Annotated in this window: 17 protein-coding genes; 15 read left to right on the forward strand and 2 right to left on the reverse strand. The window is 67.3% G+C overall.

The annotated features are described in order from the left end of the window. A partial coding sequence (locus N7590_RS16400; RefSeq protein ID WP_345781941.1) for a penicillin-binding protein 1A occupies positions 1–2,397 on the reverse strand: 2,397 nt, incomplete at its 3' end. Between the two features lie 219 nt (positions 2,398–2,616). On the opposite strand from N7590_RS16400, the gene N7590_RS16405 reads away from it, so the two are divergent. From N7590_RS16405 to N7590_RS16475, 15 genes are all read left to right on the forward strand, one after another. Further along, positions 2,617–3,675 (forward strand): pilus assembly protein PilM, encoded by a 1,059-nt coding sequence (locus N7590_RS16405; RefSeq protein WP_005410860.1) that lies wholly within the window; start codon positions 2,617–2,619, stop codon positions 3,673–3,675. Further along, positions 3,675–4,580 (forward strand): PilN domain-containing protein, encoded by a 906-nt coding sequence (locus tag N7590_RS16410; protein WP_053510016.1) that lies wholly within the window; start codon positions 3,675–3,677, stop codon positions 4,578–4,580. Before N7590_RS16405 ends, N7590_RS16410 begins: the two co-directional genes overlap by 1 nt. Then, on the forward strand, positions 4,577–5,251 hold the full coding sequence (gene pilO / locus N7590_RS16415) for a type 4a pilus biogenesis protein PilO (protein WP_006465991.1): 675 nt from the start codon (positions 4,577–4,579) through the stop codon (positions 5,249–5,251). Before N7590_RS16410 ends, pilO begins: the two co-directional genes overlap by 4 nt. Next, complete coding sequence (locus N7590_RS16420) at positions 5,251–5,784, forward strand: pilus assembly protein PilP (RefSeq protein ID WP_006465989.1); 534 nt, start codon at positions 5,251–5,253, stop codon at positions 5,782–5,784. The genes pilO and N7590_RS16420 overlap by 1 nt, the downstream gene beginning before the upstream one ends. A 21-nt stretch (positions 5,785–5,805) precedes the next feature. Then, positions 5,806–7,770 carry a type IV pilus secretin PilQ family protein gene (locus tag N7590_RS16425; RefSeq protein ID WP_053510018.1) on the forward strand — a complete coding sequence of 655 codons (1,965 nt, stop codon included), beginning with the start codon at positions 5,806–5,808 and terminating at the stop codon, positions 7,768–7,770. A gap of 167 nt (positions 7,771–7,937) precedes the next feature. Continuing rightward, complete coding sequence (locus tag N7590_RS16430) at positions 7,938–8,963, forward strand: MoxR family ATPase (protein ID WP_279935731.1); 1,026 nt, start codon at positions 7,938–7,940, stop codon at positions 8,961–8,963. A gap of 8 nt (positions 8,964–8,971) precedes the next feature. Beyond that, positions 8,972–9,901, forward strand: coding sequence for a DUF58 domain-containing protein (locus N7590_RS16435; RefSeq protein ID WP_164242428.1), 930 nt, complete (start codon positions 8,972–8,974; stop codon positions 9,899–9,901). Beyond that, positions 9,898–10,347, forward strand: coding sequence for a DUF4381 family protein (locus tag N7590_RS16440; protein ID WP_053510022.1), 450 nt, complete (start codon positions 9,898–9,900; stop codon positions 10,345–10,347). The genes N7590_RS16435 and N7590_RS16440 overlap by 4 nt, the downstream gene beginning before the upstream one ends. Beyond that, the gene (locus tag N7590_RS16445; RefSeq protein WP_164242427.1) at positions 10,344–11,348 is read left to right on the forward strand and encodes a VWA domain-containing protein; all 1,005 of its coding nucleotides are present in this window, start codon (positions 10,344–10,346) and stop codon (positions 11,346–11,348) included. The genes N7590_RS16440 and N7590_RS16445 overlap by 4 nt, the downstream gene beginning before the upstream one ends. Next, positions 11,345–13,183, forward strand: coding sequence for a tetratricopeptide repeat protein (locus N7590_RS16450; RefSeq protein ID WP_164242426.1), 1,839 nt, complete (start codon positions 11,345–11,347; stop codon positions 13,181–13,183). Before N7590_RS16445 ends, N7590_RS16450 begins: the two co-directional genes overlap by 4 nt. Continuing rightward, a complete protein-coding gene (locus N7590_RS16455) occupies positions 13,180–14,895 on the forward strand; it encodes a BatD family protein (RefSeq protein ID WP_164242425.1) in 1,716 nt (571 codons plus the stop codon). Before N7590_RS16450 ends, N7590_RS16455 begins: the two co-directional genes overlap by 4 nt. Before the next feature lie 57 nt (positions 14,896–14,952). Further along, positions 14,953–16,272: a dicarboxylate/amino acid:cation symporter gene (locus tag N7590_RS16460; RefSeq protein ID WP_006465816.1), complete on the forward strand. Its 1,320-nt coding sequence runs from the start codon at positions 14,953–14,955 to the stop codon at positions 16,270–16,272. 198 nt (positions 16,273–16,470) lie between these two features. Next, positions 16,471–18,468, forward strand: a complete 1,998-nt coding sequence (gene tkt / locus N7590_RS16465; protein ID WP_053510031.1) for a transketolase — start codon at positions 16,471–16,473, stop codon at positions 18,466–18,468. A 314-nt stretch (positions 18,469–18,782) separates the two neighbouring features. Continuing rightward, positions 18,783–19,061, forward strand: a complete 279-nt coding sequence (locus tag N7590_RS16470; RefSeq protein WP_080375973.1) for a type II toxin-antitoxin system RelE/ParE family toxin — start codon at positions 18,783–18,785, stop codon at positions 19,059–19,061. Positions 19,062–19,072: 11 nt separating this feature from the next. Then, positions 19,073–19,378 (forward strand): HigA family addiction module antitoxin, encoded by a 306-nt coding sequence (locus tag N7590_RS16475; protein WP_053510033.1) that lies wholly within the window; start codon positions 19,073–19,075, stop codon positions 19,376–19,378. 86 nt (positions 19,379–19,464) lie between these two features. Here the strand turns inward: N7590_RS16475 and N7590_RS16480 are convergent, their stop codons facing one another. Continuing rightward, a complete protein-coding gene (locus tag N7590_RS16480) occupies positions 19,465–21,417 on the reverse strand; it encodes an acetyl-CoA hydrolase/transferase C-terminal domain-containing protein (RefSeq protein ID WP_164241680.1) in 1,953 nt (650 codons plus the stop codon). Between the last annotated feature and the right edge of the window lie 15 nt (positions 21,418–21,432).

Consider the following 21,432-nt stretch of genomic DNA (forward strand, 5'->3'; position numbering starts at 1 on the left):
GGCCTGCGGCGTATTGAGGTTCAGGTCGTAGTCGGTCAGGCGGTCCATGTCCTCCACCTTCACCCACTCTGTGGCGCCGTTGAGCGTGGCCTGGACCATGCCGCTGGGCGGGTCGTTCTGCGCGATCGGGGTGTCCTTCAGCGCGGTGCGCATGTAGTCGATCCAGATCGGCAGGGCGGCCTTGCCACCGTATTCGCGGTAACCCAGCGAGCGGAAGTCGTCGCGGCCGACCCACACGGTGGTCACGTACGGGCCGCCGAAACCGGAGAACCAGGCGTCGCGGTGGTCGTTGGTGGAGCCGGTCTTGCCACCCACGTCCTCGCGGCCGAGCACCTTGGCCTGGACGCCGGTACCGCGCTGGACCACGTCGCGCATCATCGACACCAGCTGGTAGGCGGTGCGGGCGTCGATCGCGCGCGGGGCGGTGCGGGCATCCGGGTTGGCCGGTACGGCAGCGGTTTCGGTCTTGGCTTCGGCCTTGGCTGCTGCAGCGGGGTCCACCTTCGGCGCCGGGGCACCGAAGTTGAAACCGTCCACGACCTGGTTGACCGGCTGGTCGCTGCTGCCGGCGCACTCGCGGCAGGCCAGTGCCGGGTTTTCCTTGAATACCAGGTTGCCGTCGCGGTCGTTGACCTGGTCGATCAGCCAGGTGTCCACGCGCGAGCCGCCATTGGCGAACACGGCGTAGCCACGGGCCACCGACAGCGGAGTGAGCGAGGCGGTGCCCAGCGACATCGACAGGTTCGGCGGCAGTTCCGATTCGGCGAAACCAAATTCGCTGATGTACTTGCGCGCGTAGTCCACGCCCATGCCGTCAAGCAGGCGCACCGAGACCAGGTTGCGCGATTGCACCAGTGCTTCGCGCAGGCGCATCGGGCCGCGGAAGCCGCCGCCGTCGTTCTGCGGGGCCCAGGTCTTGCCGCGGCGGTCGCGGAACACGACCGGGGCGTCGAGCACGATCGAGGCCGGGTTGTAGCCCTTGTCGAAAGCGGCCGCGTAGACGAACGGCTTGAAGCTCGAGCCCGGCTGGCGACGGGCCTGGGTGGCACGGTTGAACTTGTTGCCGGAGAAGCTGAAGCCACCGACCAGCGCCTTCAACGCGCCGTTGTGGGCATCCAGCGAGACCAGTGCGGACTGGCCGCGCGGCAGCTGGTCCAGCAGCCACTCACCGTCCTTGGCGCCGGCGCGCACGCGCACGATGTCGCCGCGCTGCACCAGCTTGCCCGGGGTCTTGTTGGTCCACTTGGCAGCGCCGGCTGGCAGCACGATCTCGCTGCGGTTGGCCAGCACCACGGTGGCGCTGCCGTCGGCGCCGGTGCTGGCGACGATCGCCGGCAGCAGGCCGGACTGGCCGAACATGCCGCGCAGGTGCTCGGCGAGGGCGGCGGCATCTTCGCCGGCGCCCACCTGGACCTGCTTCTCCACGCCGTGCCAGCCGTGGCGGTGGTCGTACAGCAGCAGGCCATCGCGGACGGCCAGGTTGGCGGCGGTCTGCAGGGTCGAGTCGATGGTGGTGGTGACGTGGTAACCCTTGTTGACCACATCGCCGCCGAAGCGGGCGATCATTTCCTGGCGCACCAGTTCGGCCACGTAGGGGGCATCGACCTGCACCGGCGGCTCATGCGCGCTGGCATGCATCGGCACCGCCTTGGCGGCGTCGGCCTCGGCCTGGGTGACGAACTTCAGGTCGGCCATGCGCTGCAGCACGTAGTTGTCGCGGCGCTGGCGGGCACGTTCCGGGTTGGAGATCGGGTTGCCGGAAGAGGGGAACTTGGGGATGCCGGCCAGCGAGGCCATCTCGTCCAGGTTCAGTTCGCCCAGCTTCTTGCCGTAATAGAACTCGGCGGCGGCGGCCACGCCGTAGGCGCGGTTGCCGAAGAAACTCTTGTTCAGGTACAGCTCGAATATCTCGTCCTTGCTCAGCTCGGACTCGATCTTCCGCGCCAGCAGGATTTCGGCCAGCTTGCGGGTATAGCTGTACTCGGAGCTGAGGAAGAACTGGCGGGCGACCTGCTGGGTGATGGTCGAACCACCCGGCACGCGCTTGTCGTTGGTGGTGGCCAGCAGCCACACCGCGCGGCCGATGCCCATGTAGTCCACGCCGCCATGCTCGTAGAAGCGGGCATCCTCGGTGGCCAGGAACGCCTGCTTCAGGCGCTCGGGCACGTCCTTCATGGTGACCGGGGTACGGCGGGTCTCGCCGAACACCGCCATCAGCTTGCCGTCGGCGGCATAGACGTACATGGGTTCCTGCATCTCCACGTCGCGCAGGGTCTGCACGTCGGGAAGCTTGGAGGATACGGCGTAGTACAGACCGCCCACGGCGGCCGCGCCGATCAGCGCCAGGACCAGGACAATCAGGAAGATCCAGCGCAGCCAGCGGCGGAGTCGAGTCATCGGGTTCAGATTCCGATTGCGAATTTCGTGGTCGCAGAGTATAGATTACGCAAGGTGGCGGCTGGGGTCGGCACCGGGGAGCGCAAGGGGAACTGCCAGGGGCTGCAATGTGAATCCGTGAGGGACTTCACAGCAGGGTCGTTGCCATTTGCTAAGAATACGTTATTAATGCTCGGACGCAGGTCTTGTGTCCAAGTGCCCGTCGGCAGGGGAGAAACCGTGGGGCTCATCCCAAAAAGTCAGTCGCCGCTTGTAGGCGTCGACATCAGTTCGACTGCGGTAAAGCTTTTGCAGCTGTCCCGCAGCGGCAATCGTTTCCGTGTGGAACACTATGCTGTGGAACCACTTCCGCCGAATGCGGTGGTGGAGAAGAACATCGTGGAGGTGGAGGCGGTCGGTGAGGCCATCCGCCGGGCGATGAACCGTTCAGGCAGCAAGGCCAAACTGGCCGCTGCCGCCGTCGCCGGGTCGGCGGTGATCACCAAGGTGATCCCGATGCCGGCCGAGCTCGACGAAAACGACATGGAAGCCCAGATCGAGCTGGAAGCGGTCAACTACATCCCGTATCCGATCGAGGAAGTGAACCTGGACTTCGAGGTGATCGGGGCGATCCCGAACAACCCCGAGATGGTGCAGGTGCTGCTGGCCGCGTCGCGTTCGGAGAACGTGGAGCTGCGCCAGTCGGCGCTGGAGCTCGGTGGCCTGCAGGCCAAGGTGATGGACGTGGAGGCCTTCGCGGTCGAGAACGCCTACGCCCTGGTCGCCAGCGAGCTGCCGGTGTCCATCGACGGTGTCGTCGCGCTGGTCGACATCGGCGCGACCATGACCACCCTCAATGTCCTGCGCGGCGGCCGCAGCCTGTACAGCCGCGAACAGGTGTTCGGTGGCAAGCAGCTGACCGACGAGATCATGCGCCGCTACGGCCTGAGCTACGAGGAAGCCGGCCTGGCCAAGCGCCAGGGCGGGTTGCCGGAAAGCTACGAGATGGAGGTGCTGGAACCGTTCAAGGAAGCGACGGTGCAGCAGATCAGCCGCCTGCTGCAGTTCTTCTACGCAGGCAGTGAGTTCAACCGCGTCGATCACATCGTGCTGGCCGGCGGCTGTGCCGTGCTGGGTGGCCTGCCGGAGATGGTCGAAGAACAGCTGGGCGTGCCGACCGTGGTCGCCAACCCGCTGGCACAGATGACCCTGGGCCCGAAGGTGAACGCGCATGCGCTGGCCCAGGATGCCCCCGCGCTGATGATCGCCACCGGTCTGGCGCTGAGGAGCTTCGACTGATGGCACGCATCAATCTATTGCCCTGGCGCGCCGAGCGGCGCAAGCAACGCCAGCGTGAGTTCTACGCAATGCTGGGCATGGCCGCCATCGGTGGCCTGCTGCTGTCGCTGTTGATCTGGTTCTACTACGACCGCCAGGTGAGCGGCCAGATGGATCGCAATGCCTATCTGTCGGCCGAGATCGAGAAGGTCAAGGAACAGAACAAGGAGATCGACCGCCTCGATGCGCAGAAGGAACGCCTGCTGGCACGCAAGAAGGTGATCGAGGAACTGCAGGCCAAGCGCTCGCAGATGGTCCATCTGTTCGATGCGCTGGTGCGTACGATTCCCGATGGCGTGGTGCTGACCGCGCTGAAGCAGGAAGGCGACGTGCTGACCCTGGAAGGCCGTACCCAGTCCAACGCCCGTGTTTCGGCCTACATGCGCAACCTGGACACCTCCGGCTGGATGACCAATCCGGAGCTGTCGATCATCGAGGCGCGCGAGCCGGACAAGGACAAGGACGGCAAGACCGGTCCGGTTACCGACATCAAGGCACTGCCGTACGTGTTCGTGGTCAAGGTGAAGCTGCCGGCACAGAGCGAAGAGGTTGCGGCGACGCCGGGCCTGAACGCGGATGGCACGGTTGTGTCGGCACCGACGGCTGCGGTGGCCCCGCTTGCCGCAGGTCCGGACGCCGCCGCGCCTGCCACGCCTGCCGCCCCGGCTGCGGCTCCGGCCGCGAATGCGCAGGCACCGGCTCCGGCGGCACCTGCCGCAGCGCCGGCGGCTGCACCGGCCGCCGCACCGGCCAAGCCGAACCAGCCGGCCGCACCGGCTGCGAAGCCGGCGCCGAAGCCTGAGGGAAGCCGCCTGGCGCAGCCGCCGCAGGCCTTCATCGCGCCGCTGCAGGGGGACCGCGCATGAGCCAGAAGATCGATCTGAAGAACCTCGATTTCAACGACATCGGCAACTGGCCGCAGAAGGCCAAGATCGTCTTCTGTTCGGTGCTGGCGCTGGTGATCATGTTCCTGGCGTGGATGCTGCTGATCAGCGGCAAGCGCGAGGAACTTGCTGGCCTGGAATCGAAGGAAGTCGAGCTGCGTTCCGAGTTCACCAAGCAGCAGGAACGCGCGGTGAACCTGGCCCCGCTGAAGCAGCAGCTGGCGCAGATGGAGCAGGTGCTGCAGCAGATGCTGCGGCAGCTGCCGAGCAAGACGGAAATGCCCGACCTGATCATCGACATCTCGCAGACCGCGTTGTCCAGCGGCCTGGCCAACGAGCTGTTCGAGCCCGAGCAGGAGCAGGTCAAGGAGTTCTACGCCGAGAAGCCGATCAAGCTGCGGATGGTGGGCAGCTACCACCAGTTCGGCGCGTTCGTCAGTGGCGTGGCGTCGCTGCCGCGGGTGGTGATCCTGACCATGCACGACATCAACCTCAAGCCCAAGGACAAGTCCAAGGGCAACGTCCGTAGCGGTGCGCTGGAGTTGTCCGGCACGGTCAAGACCTATCGCTACCTGGACGAGACCGAAGTGCAGGCGCAGCAGGCTGCTGCCGATGCCGAGGCGAAGAAGAAGGGCAAGGGGGGCAAGAAGTGATGCGCACGTACATCGCACGCGGTGCAATGGCGTTGGCGGTCCTGTTGCTGGCCGCCTGCGGCCGCGGCGTGACCAGCACGCCCGGCGACGCCCCCAACCTGGAAAAGTGGGTGGAAGGCGAGCGGGCACGGCCGGCGCAGCCGCTGGAGCCGCTGCCGGTGATGCAGCAGTTCGAGACCTTCGAGTATTCCGCGCAGGGCATGCGTGACCCGTTCACCGACGCCTGGACCAATCCGCAGCAGGGGAATGGCGGATTGCGTCCGGATCCGAACCGGCGCAAGGAGCCGCTGGAAGGCTTCCCGCTGGACGCACTGGACATGGTCGGCACCATCGGCACGGGTGCAGGCGTCGTCGCGCTGGTGATGGGGCCGGACAAGGTGACCTACCGGGTGCGCCCGGGCGGTTACCTGGGACAGAGCGACGGGCGGATCACGGCGGTCTTCGAAGACCGCGTGGAGCTGATCGAACTGGTGCCGGATGGTGCGGGCGGCTGGCTGGAACGGCCGGCAACGCTCTCGCTTGAAGATCAATGATCGTTTACTGGGGATAGCACGATGACCTTTCACCAAGCCAAGGGGCTGCGTCCCATCCGGCGCTCTACCTTGAACCGTGTCAGCGCGTTGGGAGTCGCGCTGATGCTGGCCTGCGCTCCGGCGCTGGCTGCCACGCCGGCGGAAAAGCCGGCCGGCGCCACCGTGGCTGCGGCCGTCGCACCGACAGGCCTGTCGGTGGCGAAGATTGATTTCAAGCGCGGCGATGATGGTGCCGGTCGCCTGATCGTCCAGTTCGACGGGCAGGGTGCGGTGCCGGACCTGCGCACGCAGGGCAACAGCGTGGTGGTCGATGTCGGCAACGCCCGGCTGCCGGCCAACCTGCAGAGGCCGATGAACGTCACCGACTTCGCAACGCCGGTGCAGCGCATCGACGCCAAGCCCTCCGGCGCGGGTACTCAGCTGGTCCTGAGCACCGGCGGTGCGGTGGATTCGCTGGCCTACCAGAGCGGCAACGAATACGTGGTCGAGATCAGCCCGCGTCAGGCGCCGGCGGCAGTCGGTGCGGTCACTGCAGGCAGCGTTGCGCAGGCCGCCAAGGCCGTGGGCCAGCGCGGTTTCACCGGCAAGCCGGTGACCTTCAACTTCCAGGACGTGCCGGTGCGCACCGTGCTGCAGTTGATCGCCGAAGAATCCAACCTCAATGTGGTGGCGTCCGATTCGGTGCAGGGCAATGTGACCCTGCGCCTGGTCAACGTGCCGTGGGACCAGGCGCTGGACATCGTGCTGCGGGCCAAGGGCCTGGACAAGCGTCGCGACGGCAGCGTGATCTGGGTTGCGCCGCAGGCCGAGCTGGCCAAGTTCGAGCAGGAGAAGGAAGACGCGCGCATCGCCATCGAGAACCGCGAAGACCTGGTTACCGATTACGTGCAGATCAACTACCACAGCGCCACGCAGATCTTCAAGGCGCTGACCGAAGCCAAGGGTATCGGCGGTGGTGGCGGCAACGGCAGCAGCGGTGGTTCGGCGTCGCAGGAAGACAGTGGCTTCCTGTCCTCGCGTGGCCGCATCGTGGCCGACGAGCGCACCAATACGCTGATGATCAGCGACATCCCGAAGAAGATCGCGCGCATGCGTGAACTGATCGGTGTGATCGACCGGCCGGTCGACCAGGTGCTGATCGAAAGCCGTATCGTCATCGCCACCGATACGTTCGCCCGCGAGCTGGGTGCCAAGTTCGGCATCAGTGGCAGCCGCGACAACGTGTACTTCAGCGGTGACCTGGAATCCAACCGCAAGACCCGCCAGTCGCAGGCGGATACTTCGGCCGCCAATGCCAAGGCCTATCGCGATTGGGAAGCGGGCGGCAGCGTTGGACCGGCACCGGTGCCGCTGCTTCCGGCCATCACCCGTGGCCTGAACTTCAACCTGCCCGCCGCTTCGACCGCCACCCCGGGCTCGTTGGCGCTGTCGATCCTCAATGCCGGCTACCTGCTGGACGTGGAGCTGTCGGCGATGCAGGAAGAGGCCCGTGGCGAAGTGATCTCCAACCCGCGCGTGGTGACCACCAACCAGCGCGAGGCACTGATCAAGCAGGGCAAGGAAATCGGCTACGTCACCATCAGTGGTGGCGGTACCGGCGGCGTTGCCACGCCCAACGTCCAGTTCAAGGAAGTGGTGCTGGAACTGAAGGTGACCCCGACCATCACCAACGACAACCGCGTGTTCCTCAACATGCAGCTGAAGAAGGATGAAGTGGAACGCCTGATCCAGCTGCAGGGCTATGGCACCGTGCCGGAAATCAACCGCCGTGAAGTCAATACCGCGGTGCTGGTGGACGATGGCCAGACCGTCGTGATCGGTGGCGTGTACGAGTTCACCGACCGCAGCAGCGTGAGCAAGGTTCCGTTCCTGGGCGACGTGCCGTTCCTGGGCAACCTGTTCAAGAAGCGTGGCCGCAGCAAGGACAAGGCCGAACTGCTGGTGTTCGTCACGCCGAAGGTGCTGCGCGTGGCCAAGCAGAACTGAGCCGGTAGCACCTGTTGCAGGAAGAAGGGCCGCCTTGTGCGGCCCTTCTTCGTTGAGGCCGGTCATGCGGTGCGCGAAGGGCTGTTCAGCCGTTCTTGATGTCAATCGCAGGGCACCCTGCGATGATGTCGGGAACCCGTGCCGTCCTGCGCCGGTCAAAGGCCCCCATGAACCTGCCTCCGCCGATGCCCGAAACCGTCCCGCCGCCGCCCGCGCCGGCCAGCTCCCGCCTGCACGCCGCCTTCAGCCAGCTGCGCGATGCGCTGTCAGCCGAAATCGTCGGCCAGTCCGCGCTGGTCGAGCGCCTGCTGATCGCGCTGCTGGCCGACGGCCACCTGCTGGTGGAGGGGGCGCCGGGGCTGGCCAAGACCACGGCGATCCGCGCGCTGGCAGCACCGCTGGAAACCGACTTCGCGCGCGTGCAGTTCACCCCGGACCTGCTGCCGGCCGACCTCACCGGCACCGAGATCTGGCGCCCGCAGGAAGGCCGCTTCGAGTTCGTGCCCGGCCCGATCTTCCACCCGATCCTGCTGGCCGATGAAATCAACCGTGCGCCGGCCAAGGTGCAGTCGGCGCTGCTGGAAGCGATGGGCGAACGCCAGGTCACCGTGGGACGCCACACCTATGCGCTGCCGTCGTTGTTCCTGGTGATGGCCACGCAGAACCCGATCGAGCAGGAAGGCACCTTCCCGCTGCCGGAAGCACAGCTGGATCGCTTCCTGATGCATGTGCGCATCGGCTACCCGGATCAGGCGGCCGAATCGGAAATCCTGCGGCTGGCCCGCGAGCGTGCCCGTGGCGCATTGGGCGAAGCCGCGCCGGCGCCGGAGAAGCTGCCGATGCAGGATGTGTTCGCGGCCCGTCGCGAAGTGCTGGACCTGCACATGGCGCCAGCGCTGGAACGCTACCTGATCGAGCTGGTGCTGGCCTCGCGCGATCCGTCGCGCTACGACGCCGGCCTCGGTCGCCGCATCGCGTGGGGCGCAAGCCCGCGAGGTTCCATCGCGCTGGAACGCTGTGCACGTGCGCGCGCCTGGTTGGCGGGCCGCGATTTCGTCACGCCCGATGACGTGCGCGCGGTCGCCGCTGATGTGCTGCGCCATCGCGTGCTGCCCAGTTACGAAGCCACAGCCGAAGGCTGGGATGGCGAGCGCCTGGTGCAGGAGCTGCTGGCCCGCGTGCCGGCACCCTGAGCCTGCGCATGACCGATCCATCCCCGGCACCTGCATCCATCGCCAGCGAGGGCGACGGGCTGCGCCCGCACTTGGCCGAACTGGTCGCGCTGCGTCGCTTGGCACAGCGTCCGCCACCGCCCAGACGCGGCCGTGCCGGCAATGCCGGGCAGGCACCGTCGCCGCTGCGCGGGCGTGGCATGGAGTACGCCGAATCACGCGAGTACGTGGCCGGTGATGATGCACGGCACATCGACTGGCGGGTGACCGCGCGTACCGGCCGTGCCCACACCAAGCTGTTCCAGGCCGAGCGCGAGCGGGTCAGCCTGATCGTGGCCGACACCTCGCCAGCGCTGTATTTCGGCACCCGGGTGCGCTTCAAGTCGGTACAGGCTGCACGTGCGGGCGCCGTTGCCGCCTGGTCGGCGCAGCGTCGAGGCGACCGCGTGGGCGCGCTGCGTGGCAGCGACCGCGAGCCACCGATCGCACCCGCAGGCGGGCCGCGCGGTGTGCTGCGCGTACTCGATGCGCTCACCCGCTGGTACGCGCAGCCTCCCACCGATGATCTTGGTCTCGAGCGCGCGCTGGACCACGCCAGTCGCGTGCTGCGCCCCGGGGCGCGCATGCTGGTGCTGGCCGATCCGCAGCAGGCGGCGCGGATTGCGCCGGTACGCTGGAGCGCGCTGGCCCAGCACCATGACCTCAGCCTGGTTCTGCTGGTCGATCCATTGGAACTGCAGCCGCCGTCGGCGGCGCTGCAGTTCCAGACCGCGCAGCAGCGCATTGGACTCGACCTGCGCCGCAGCGACGTGCAGGCGCATTGGCAGGCACATTTCGTTGAACCGCTGCAGGAACTGCGGCGCCAGCTCGGCGCACGCCGCGTCGACGTGCAGGTGCTGTCCACCGATGCGCCCAGCGATGCCTGGCTGGCCCCGTCGCCGACCGAGGTGCCGGCATGAGTGCCAACCTGCCACTGCGCGACGTGCAGCTGCCGCCGGCCCCGTCGTGGTGGCCACCGGCACCGGGCTATCTGATGATCGGTGCCGCGTTGCTACTGCTGCTGTTGGTCGTCGCATTCGTCTGGTGGCAGCGCCGCCGCCGTCGGCAGCGTTGGTTGCAGCAGTTCGACAGGGAGCTGGCGGCCTGCACCGACGCGGCGGCGGAACTGGCGGCGATCGCCGGCCTGCTGCGTCGTGCCGCGCGCCAGGCACGCCCGGGCAGTGAATCGTTGCGCGACGACGCATGGTGGCAACGCGTGGACCCGCAGGGCACGCTGTCTGACGCACGGCGCAGCCTGCTGGCCGAGGGCGCCTATCGGCCACGCGTGGATGCCAGCGAAGTGGCCGCGGTGCGCAGCTGGTCCCGCGCGCGCTATCTGGCAATGCTGCTGGAGCGTCGGCGATGAATCTGCTGGCGAGCTACTGGCCGTGGCCGGACCTGCAGCTGGCATGGCCGCTGGCGTTGTTGGCGTTGCCGTTGCCGCTGCTGATGTACGCGTGGAAGCGTCGCGCTGATCCCGGCGCGGCGCTACGCGTGCCGTATGCCGCCAGCGAACTGGAAGCACTGACCGGTGGTGGCCGCGTCGACGTGTCCTGGCTGCGTACCCTGCTGTTGTGGTTGGGCTGGTGCGCGCTGTGCGTTGCGCTTGCCCGTCCACAGCAACTCGGTGAGGCCATCACCCCACCGCAGCAGGGCCGGCAGATGATGCTGGCGATGGACGTGTCCGGCAGCATGGGTGAAGGCGATATGGTGCTGGGCGGGCAGGCCGTGGATCGCCTCACCGCAGCCAAGGCGGTGCTGGCAGACTTCCTCGATCGCCGCGCCGGTGATCGCATCGGCCTGCTGATCTTCGGCGACCGTGCCTACACATTGACGCCCCTTACCGCCGACCTGGCCAGTGTGCGCGACCAGCTGCGCGACAGCGTGGTCGGCCTGGCCGGCCGCGAAACCGCCATCGGTGATGCAATCGGCCTGGCGGTGAAGCGACTGCGCAGCCAGCCCGAAGGCCAGCGCGTGCTGATCCTGCTGACCGACGGTGTCAGCAATGCCGGCGTACTGGAGCCCCTGCGCGCGGCCGAAGTTGCCCGCGCCGAGGGCGTACGCATCCACACCGTCGCGTTTGGCGGCGACGGCAGCATGCGCGTGTTCGGCATCTCCATTTCCGCCGACCAGGATCCGGTCGACGAGGCCGCATTGAAGAAGATAGCGGGCATGACCGGTGGCCAGTTCTTCCGCGCACGCGATACGGCACAGCTGGCCGGAATCTATGCCGAACTGGACCGGCTGGAGCCGATCGCCGCGAAGGGACCCAGTCTGCGCCCGCGTGAGGAACGCTATTCCTGGCCGTTGGCGCTGGCGTTGCTGCTGGGTGCGCTGGCGTGGCTGTGGCCGGAGCGTCGCCGATGATCGCGTTGGCGTCGAATCTTCCCGACTGGAACGCGCTGCATTTCCTGCGCCCGGAATGGCTGTGGGCCCTGCTGGCGCTGCCGGTGATCCTCGCGCTGGCGCTGTACCGGCAGCGGCGCAGCGATGCATGGCGGCAGGCAGTGGATCCCCACCTGCTGCCGCACCTGCTGGCGGCAGGCACGCGTCGCCGTACGCGCCTGCCCTGGGCGCTGCTGCTGGGCTGGACGCTGGCATCGCTGGCGATGGCCGGGCCGAGCTGGCGGCAGCAGGCGCAGCCGATGTTCCAGGCCAGCGCACCGCTGCTGGTCGTGCTGGATCTGTCCAGCCGGATCACCGCCACCGACCTGCCGCCGTCGCGGCTGCTGCAGGCGCGGGCCAAGCTGGGCGAGCTGCTGCGCGCGCGCAAGGGCGGCCAGGTCGGCCTGGTGGTGTATGCCGATGACGCCTATACGGTGGCGCCGTTGACCGATGACGGCAGCAATGTCGCGCTGTATCTGGATGCCTTGTCACCCGAGGTGATGCCGCGCGATGGACAGCGTGCCGACCGCGGCATCGACTGGGCCGCGCAGTTGATGCGGCGGGTCGCTGCGCTGCAGGGACAGATCCTGCTGGTCACCGACCAGGCAGACAGTGAGGCCGCGCTGGCCGCGGCCCAGGCACGCAGCCTTGGCCTGCAGGTTTCGGTGCTGGGGCTGGGTACGCCGGCCGGTGCGGCCTATCGCGATGGCAATGGCCAGATCCGCCAGGCGGCGCTGGATGAGGGCAGCCTGCGCGCCGTGGCCACCGCAGGTGGCGGGCGCTACGCGCGCATCGCCGCCGATGACAGCGACCTGCGTGCGCTGGGTGTTCTGGATGCGCGCGAGGGCACGGCGTCGCAGCGGCCGGGCGAAGGCAAGCAGTGGCGCGATGAAGGCTTCTGGCTGCTGCCGCCGGTCATGCTGCTGGCGCTGCTGGCCTTCCGCGGGCGCGCGGTGCTGGCTGCGGTGCTGGCCGTTGGCCTGCTGCCCTGGATGGGGGACGTGCAGGCGCAGGCGTCAGCAGCGCCCGCACCGCCGCCCGCGCAGGGCACCCTGTGGAAGCGTGCTGACCAGCTGCAGCACCAGCGCCTGGCCGAAGGTGTGCAGGCGTACCGTAACGGCGACTTCGCCGGTGCACGCAAGCAGTTCGAAGGCATCGACAGCGATGCCGGCTGGTACAACCTGGCCAACGCGCTGGCGCGCCAGGGCAACTACGATGAGGCCATCGCCGCTTACGACCGCGCGCTGGCGCTGCATCCCGGCATGGCCGATGCGGTGGCCAACCGCGCTGTGGTCGATGCCGCGCGCAAGCGCAAGCAGTCGGGTGGCCAGGGCCAGGATCAGCAGAAGCCCCAGCAGAGCGGCCGGCAGAAGCAGCAGAACGATTCGCAGGGCAAGCAGAATCCGTCGGGCCAGCAGCCGCAGCAGGGCCAGCAGAATCCCGGCCAGGGCCAGCCGCCGTCGGGCCAGCAGGACCCGCCCAAGGCGGGTGACAACAACGCACAGTCGAAGCCTCAGCCCGGCGAGCGCGGCCGCGATGGCCAGCAGGCACCACCGCAGGTGGAAGATGCCAAGGCGCAGGCGCAGGCCGACGAACAGCAGCGCCAGCGCATGCAGCAGGCAATGCAGCAGGCACGTGAAGGCAAGGGCGAGCAGGATGGCAAGCCCGTGCCAGGCAGCGAGGGCACCACCCCGCGCCAGCGCGAGGAGCAACAGGCCGTGGAGGCGTGGATGCGACGCGTACCCGATGATCCGGGGGCGCTGCTGCGAGCCAAGTTCCAGCTGGAAAACGAACGCAGGAAGAGGGAAGGGCGATGACGCGGGCGATCAACATGCATGGGCGCTGGCCCCGGCAGGTACTGGCAGCGCTGCTGCTGTGGCTGCCGCTGCTGGCCTGGGCGCAGCCGCGCGCCTGGCTGGACCGCGATCGCATTGCAATGGGCGATACGGTCACCCTCAATGTCGAGAGCGATCAGGGCGCGCCTGACTTCACGCCTCTGCGTACCGACTTCGACCTGAGCGCGCAGACCAGCAGCCGACAGGTGGAGTGGAGCAACGGCAGCATGCAGCAGCGCAACCTGTACGGCGTGGCGCTGACGCCGCGACGCAGCGGTGCGCTGGTGGTTCCGGGCCTGCAGGTGGGCAGTGTGCGTACCGCGCCGCTGACCCTGCAGGTGGACGCGGCCGCCGTGGCGGGCCCGGACAGCACTGCGATGGCTTTCATCGAGACGGTTGTCGATGACGAAACGCCGTACGTGCAGCAGAGCGTGGGCTTGGTGGTGCGGTTGTATTTTGCTTCGCAGCTGGCGTCGGGTGAACTGGTACTGGATACCCCGGCGGGCGCGTCATTGCAGCGCGTGGGCGATGACCGCACCGATGTGCGCCAGGTCAACGGGCGCCGCTACAACGTGGTCGAGCGCCGCTTCCTGCTGATCCCCGAGCGCAGCGGCGCATTGCGGTTGGCGGGTGCGCGCTTCAGCGGGCGCAGTGCCGGTGGCTTCTTCGACGACTTCTTTGGCGGGGGCGACGGCCGCATGAATGCCACCGGCGCCGACCGCACGTTGCAGGTTCAGGCACAACCGGCGCAGGCGCCGCAGCCGTGGCTGCCGCTGCAGAGCCTGCAGTTGCGCTATACCAGTGCGCCGACCAGCGCCCGCACCGGTGAAGCGGCCAATGTGGTGGTCGAAGCGGTTGCCGAGGGGGCGACGCGTGCACAGTTCACCGATCTGCCGGTGCCGGATGTCGGCGCCAATGCGCAGGTGTTCGCCGAACCAGCACAGTACGAAGAGACCTTCAACGGCAGCACGCCACGCCTGAAGATCACCCGCCGCTATTCGATCGTGCCGCGCCAGCCGGGTTCGCTGGTGGTGCCCGGCCCGCGCCTGCCCTGGTGGGATGTGCGCAGCGGCAAGGCACAGGAAGCAACGCTGCCGGACCTGACGCTGGCGGTTGCGGCGGGCAATGGCGGTGGCAATACCTCGACGGCACCGTTGCCGCCGATCGACACCGACGCCGCGCTGCCCGGCACCGATGGCCAGGACAGCCGCATCGCGGCCACCGACCCGCGCGCCAGTGGCGTCGCCGAGCGCCCATGGCCCTGGATGGGCGCGGCGATCGGGCTGGCGCTGCTGTGGCTGCTGACCCTGCTGTGGGGCTGGCAGCGTGGCCGTCGTCCGCGTGCAGCGGCGCCTGTCGCCGGCACGTCCGCTGTGCCGACTGTGGCGAGCGGCCGTGCCGGTTTGGCCGAACTGCGCCGCGTGCTCGATGGCGAGGGCTTCGACCAGGTGGAAGCACAGCTGTGCGCGATGGCCGGTGTCGAACGTATCGAGCAGGTCATCGCGCGTCTGGACGATCCGGAGCAGCGCCAGGTGCTGCAGGACCTGCAGCAGGCGCGCTGGGGCGGGCAGGGCGATCTGGCGGCGCTGCGCACGCGCCTGCGCGCGGCCTTCCGTGACGGACCGCACTGGTCGGCGGTTGCGGGGGCCGCTGACACTGGTCTGGCGCCGCTGTATCCACCGCGCCGAACCTGAACCGGCGCCGCTTGCGCGCTTTGTTAGAGTGCATTCATTTTTCGAGGAAACCCGCGTATGACAGCAGCTGCTGCCGACAAGAAGAAGTTGCCCCTGCACTGGAAGATGGGCATCGGCTTTGCGATCGGCCTGGTCCTGGGACTGACCGTGCATGCCCTGGGCGGCAGCGTCGAGGGTCTGCAGGGCGGTGCCAAGTGGGTAATGGACTACGTCACCACCCCGGCGTCGGGACTGTTCCTCAACCTGATCTTCATGCTGATCGTGCCGCTGATCTTCTCGGCGCTGATCATGGGCGTGTCGGAGATGGGCGACATCCGCGCCCTCGGCCGCATCGGCTGGAAGACGCTGGCCTATACCGTGCTGCTGTCCGGCATCGCCGTGGGCATCGGCCTGGTGCTGGTCAACGTGCTCAAGCCGGGTGCCGGCGTCGACCCGCAGGTCGCTGCGATGATGCTGTCGGAGAACGCCGAGCGCAGCAAGGAGATCGTGGCCGGCATCCATGGCACGCCCAAGGGCATGGACATGCTGCTGTCGATCGTGCCGAGCAACGTGCTGCAGGCCGCATCTGACAACGGCGCGATCCTGTCGCTGATGTTCTTCGCACTGATGTTCGGCATCGGCATGGTGCTGACCGACAACGAGAAGGTCGCCCCGCTGCGCCGCGCCATCGAAGGCGTGTTCGAAATCTCGATGACCCTGATCAACCTGGTCATCCGCCTGGCCCCGTACGCGGTGGCCTGCTTCATGTTCAACCTGGCCGCGCTGTTCGGCTTCGAGCTGATCATCCGCCTCGGCGCCTACGTGGGCGTGGTGGTGCTGGCGTTGGGCCTGCACATGATCGTGACCTACGGCACCGCCGTGTGGCTGTCGGGCCGCTCGCCGCTGTCGTTCTTCCGCGATACCCAGGAAGCGACGGTGATGGCGTTCTCCACCGCCTCCAGCAACGCCACCCTGCCGACGGCGCTGCGCGTGGCCGACCAGATGGGCCTGCCGCAGCGCGTGTCGCGCTTCGTGCTGACCGTGGGCGCCACCGCCAACCAGAACGGCACCGCGCTGTTCGAGGGCGTGACGGTGATCTTCCTGGCCCAGTTCTTCGGCGTGGACCTGAGCATCGGCCAGCAGTTCATGGTGATGGCGGTGTGCATCCTCGGTGGCATCGGTACCGCCGGCGTGCCGTCGGGCTCGCTGCCGGTGGTGGCGATGATCTGCGCGATGGTCGGCGTGAATCCGCTGGGCATCGGCCTGATCCTGGGCGTGAACCACTTCCTGGACATGTGCCGTACCGCACTGAACGTGACCGGCGACCTGGCCCTGACCACCCTGGTGGCCAAGGGCGAGTCCCACGACGGCCCGGCGCTGGGTCCGCAGCAGGACTGAGTCCAGATTCCCGCCCCCGAACTCCGGGGGCGGTAGTGCCGGCCGCTGGCCGGCAACCTCATGATCTTCATTGAATTCTGCGCAACTGCCGGCCAGCGGCCGGCACGACCAGGCAAGCTGGAACTGACCCCTGCCCGGTGACTATGGGACAATAGGCCGCCCGCACGTCCGCGGCCGCCTCCCGATTCCGACAGAACCATGACGCAGCCTACCCGTCGCCAGTTGGCCAACGCCATCCGCTTCCTTGCCGCCGATGCGGTTGAAACCGCAAAGTCCGGCCACCCCGGCATGCCCATGGGCATGGCCGACATCGCCGAAGTCCTCTGGAACGACTACCTCCGCCATAACCCGAGCAACCCGCACTGGTTCAACCGCGACCGTTTCGTGCTGTCCAATGGCCACGGCTCGATGCTGCAGTACGCGCTGCTGCACCTGAGCGGTTACGACCTGCCGATCGAGCAGCTGAAGCTGTTCCGCCAGCTGGGCAGCCACACCGCCGGCCACCCGGAACGCCACGAGACCCCGGGCGTGGAAACCACCACCGGCCCGCTGGGCCAGGGTTTCGCCAACGCCGTGGGCTTTGCCCTGGCCGAGAAGCTGCTGGCACAGCGCTTCAACCGCCCGGAGCTGGAAGTGGTCGACCACCGCACCTGGGTGTTCATGGGCGATGGCTGCCTGATGGAAGGCGTGTCGCATGAAGCGGCGTCGCTGGCCGGCACCTGGGGCCTGCACAAGCTGGTCTGCTTCTGGGACAACAACCACATCTCCATCGACGGCAACGTCGAGGGCTGGTTCACCGACAACACCCCGGAACGTTTCGAGGCCTATGGCTGGAACGTGGTCCGCGATGTTGATGGCCACGACCCGGACAGCATCAAGGCCGGCATCGAGGCCGCGCTGTCGCAGAGCGACAAGCCGACCCTGATCTGCTGCCGCACCACCATTGGCTTTGGTTCGCCGAACAAAGCGGGTAAGGAATCCAGCCACGGCGCACCGCTGGGCAAGGACGAGCTGGAAGCCACCCGCAAGCAGCTGGGTTGGGAATACGGTCCGTTCGAGATCCCGCAAGCGATCTACGACGGCTGGCGCGCCAATGGCGCCGGCACCCTGCGCCAGGCCGAGTGGGAGCAGCTGTTCGACAAGTACGCCAGCCAGTATCCGGCGGAAGCGTCCGAGCTGACCCGTCGTTCGCACGGCGAGCTGCCGGCCGACTTCGTTGCCAAGGCCGATGCCTACATCGCCCAGGTGGCCGCTGAAGGCCCGACGATCGCCTCGCGCAAGGCCTCGCAGCTGGCCATCGAAGCCTTCGCCCCGCTGCTGCCGGAAATCGTCGGCGGCTCGGCCGACCTGGCGCACTCGAACCTGACCCTGTGGAAGGGCAGCAAGTCAGTCGCCAGCGACGACGCCAACGCCAACTATGTGTACTACGGCGTGCGCGAGTTCGGCATGACCGCGATTGCCAACGGCCTGGCGCTGCACGGTGGCTTCATTCCGTTCGACGCCACCTTCCTGGTGTTCAGCGATTACGCGCGCAACGGCGTGCGCATGAGCGCGCTGATCCCGGCCCATGCCATCCACGTCTACACCCACGACTCGATCGGCCTGGGCGAAGACGGCCCGACCCACCAGCCGGTGGAGCACCTGGCCTCGCTGCGCTACATCCCGAACAACGATGTGTGGCGCCCGTGCGATGCGGTCGAGTCGGCCGTGAGCTGGAAGGCCGCGATCACCCGCCAGGACGGCCCGAGCTGCCTGGTGTTCAGCCGCCAGAACCTGCCGCACCAGCCGCGCAACGCCGAGCAGATCGCCCAGATCGAGCGCGGTGGCTACGTGCTGGCGGATGCCGCCGGTACCCCGGACGTGATCCTGATCGCCACCGGTTCGGAAGTCTCGCTGGCGACCGAAGCCAAGGCCCAGCTGGACGCGGCTGGCCTCAAGACCCGCGTGGTCTCGATGCCGTCCACCGACGTGTTCCTGCGCCAGGATGCTTCCTACCGCGAATCGGTGCTGCCGAACGCCGTGCGCAAGCGCGTGGCCGTGGAAGCCGGCGTCACCGGCTTCTGGCGCCAGTTCGTCGGCCTGGACGGTGCGGTGATCGGTATCGACACCTTCGGTGCCTCGGCCCCGGCCGACCAGCTGTACAAGCACTTCGGCATCACCACCGCTCACGTGGTGGAAGCGGCGAAGTCGCTGTAAACCGCCTCGCGGTGCAACAAGGGAAAGGCCGGCACACGCCGGCCTTTTTCGTTCTTCAGAGTGGAGAAAAAGGGGACGGAGGGGATTAAGTCGTTTGTGCACATGCGACTTATCCTCTCCGTCCCCTTCTCCTTTGCCCGAAATGTTCCACCCGGCGGCACCAGTGTCGCGTTGGCCTCTTCATCTGACCTGCATTCCTTGCGAAAAGGAGGGCCTGCCGAGGCACCCTCAGAAGTGGTCATGGACAAGAAGATCGGCGCAGAAAACCATGGTGGATTTGCGGGGTGTAAGGTGATGCCTTACACTGGTGCCGCGTGATCGTCAGCTTCAGGCACAGGGGTCTGAAGGCGCTCTATGAACGGGGCGACATTTCAGGCGTTCGTGCCGATCATGCGGGGCGGTTGCGGCGCTTGCTTCACCAGCTGGACCAAGCCCAGCGTCCTGGAGACATGGGCTTGCCTGGAAATCGCCTGCATCCTCTGCGCGGAAGCTATAGCGGCTACTGGGCTGTAAGTGTCTCCGCGAGTTGGCGATTGGTATTCCGCTTTCGTGGGCTCGACGTCGAATTGGCCGATTACCTCGATTACCACTAGGAGTCTGCTCGATGCCGTTGCATGATCCGCCGCATCCCGGGGAATCGCTGCGCGAAGACATACTGCCGGCGATCAGCATGTCCATCAGTGCGCTGGCGCAGCATCTTGGTTATTCCCGCGGACAGCTGTCGACCATCATCAACGGGCACGCCGGTATCTCCGCGGAGCTTGCATTCCGCCTTGAGCTTGCAGGTCTGGGCAATGCGCGCATGTGGCTGGCAATGCAGGCGGCCTATGACCTGTGGCAGGTCGAGCATCGAGAGCATCCACCGATTACCCGCCTGCATCTTGAGGATTCGGTGAGGATCGGACAGTAGATCCGCGCCATGCGTGGATGAAAAAAGGGACGGAGGGGATTAAGTCGTTTGTGCAGAAACGACTTAATCCCCTCCGTCCCCTTTTTTCAGGCGGTGCGTGCCAGCGCCAGGCGCAGCAGGCGTGCGTCCAGGCGCTCGGCGAAATCCTTCGGTGCCTGCAGGCCCATGCGCTGCAGGTACACCGCATCGCCATCACCGGCCGGTTGGCGCAGCGCTGCCCAGACGGTGCGCAGCTTGTCGCCACGGGTCTGCGTGTTGGCCTTCAACCAGCCCAGCGCTTTCACCAGTACCTGCTCGATCTCGTTGAAGTCGCTGCCCAGCGGATAGTCCGGAAGGCTGCCATCGGCGCGGAACGGTGCCAGTGCCGCGGCCAGTGACTGCGGCGTGTTGCGCTGCAGGCGTTCGGGATCCGGCGGCGTGGCCCTCAACAGCTTGCGCGCGGCGTGCGCCTGCTGCAGCAGGCCGGCCTGGAACGGTGCCTCGGTGATCGCGGCCATCGCCTGCACGCAGTCCTCGTCGGTCAATCCGCGCAGATCGGCGATGCCATACTCGTTTAGGTAGATGTCGCGCAGGTGGCGCGGGATGGTGGTGTGGCCATAGTTCCAGCGCACGTTGGATTCGCGTTGGCCCTTGTCGTCGCGCGCGGCGCGGAACATCAGCACGCTGCGGGCTTCCGGCAAAGCATGTGCCATCGCCACGAAGTTGTACTGGCCGCCCACCCCGGATACCACGCGGCCGTCATCCAGCGCGTCCGAGACCGCCGCACCCAGTGCGGTGGCCATCATGCAGGAGTTGAAGAAGCGCGCGTGGCGGCGCTGCAGGCGCTCCAGTGTTTCGTTGCCGCCGTACAGCTGGTTGATCTCGCTGATGCGACGCATGCCGATCGCGCGGCATTCGTCTTCCGGCAGCGTGCGCAGCCATTCGTAGAACTCCGGTGAGCCGAGGTAGAACGCGCCGTGCAGGTACTCGCCCTCGGCGTCCAGCGTGGCATGGTCGATCGACAGCGTGCTGCCGTTCTCGATGCGCTGCATCAGCGCAAGGTCATCGTGCACCTTGCGCTTGATCACCCCGGTCTGTACCAGCCGGCGGAAGCCCTCGTTGAGCATTTCGCTACAGCCGTACAAGCCCACTTCGAAGGGGTCCAGGCCGCCGATTTCCTGCACCAGCGGATGGCTGGCCAGCTGTGGGTCGAGTGCATGCAGTACGCGGCGATAGCGCGCATTGTCGGTATGGCGCAGCACCAGTGCGTGGCTGAGCGCATCGGCCAGCGTGCCAATGCCGATCTGCAGCGTGCCGCCATCGCGTACCAGGGTGCTGGCATACAGGCCGATGGCATAGTCGGCATCGCCAACCAGCTGCCGCGGCAGGCCGAACAGGGCCGGGTAGGGCGGCGGCGGGGTGATCACCAGATCGAAGAACGACACATCGACCGTGGCCGAGCCGCCCAGGTAGGGCAGCTGCGGATCGATCTCGGCGACCAGCAGCGGGCGCGGCAGTCCGCGCACGGCGATGGCATCCAGCGTGTCCTGGGTAATGTCGTTGTTGCACGACAGCGAGAGCCGCCGGTCATCCGGGCGCATCGCCACTTTCTGCACGATCACCTGCGGCGCGCGCTGGGCGACCGCATCGGCGGCGTGGGTGTAGTTCAGGCTGGTGTAGCTGGACTGCGCCTGCCGCGAACCGAGCAGGGCGCCGGACTGCATGTAGAACTCTTCCACCTGCACATGTGCCGGCAACGCGTCGCGCGCGATCGCATCGGCATAGGCCAGGCGCGGGAAATCGTCGCCAAAATGGCGCTGCGCGAACGGGGCCATGAAGCGCGCTTCCAGGCCATTGCCGCGCGCCTTCGGCGGGTTCAGCGACAGCGCGGTATACAGCTGCAGTGGCCGCGACGGATCCTGCTCGACGCGTGCATACAGCGCATTGAGCAGCCGATGCGGCTTGCCCAGTGCCAGCGGCGCCCCGATCCGCAGCGGCCCGTCCACGCGCGCAAACAACCAGTCGACGGCGGCGTCCAGGTCGGTGAGGTGTTCGGTCATGCGCGGTGGTCCTGC

This window comes from Stenotrophomonas sp. GD04024 (assembly GCF_029837545.1).
Classification (GTDB): domain Bacteria; phylum Pseudomonadota; class Gammaproteobacteria; order Xanthomonadales; family Xanthomonadaceae; genus Stenotrophomonas; species Stenotrophomonas forensis.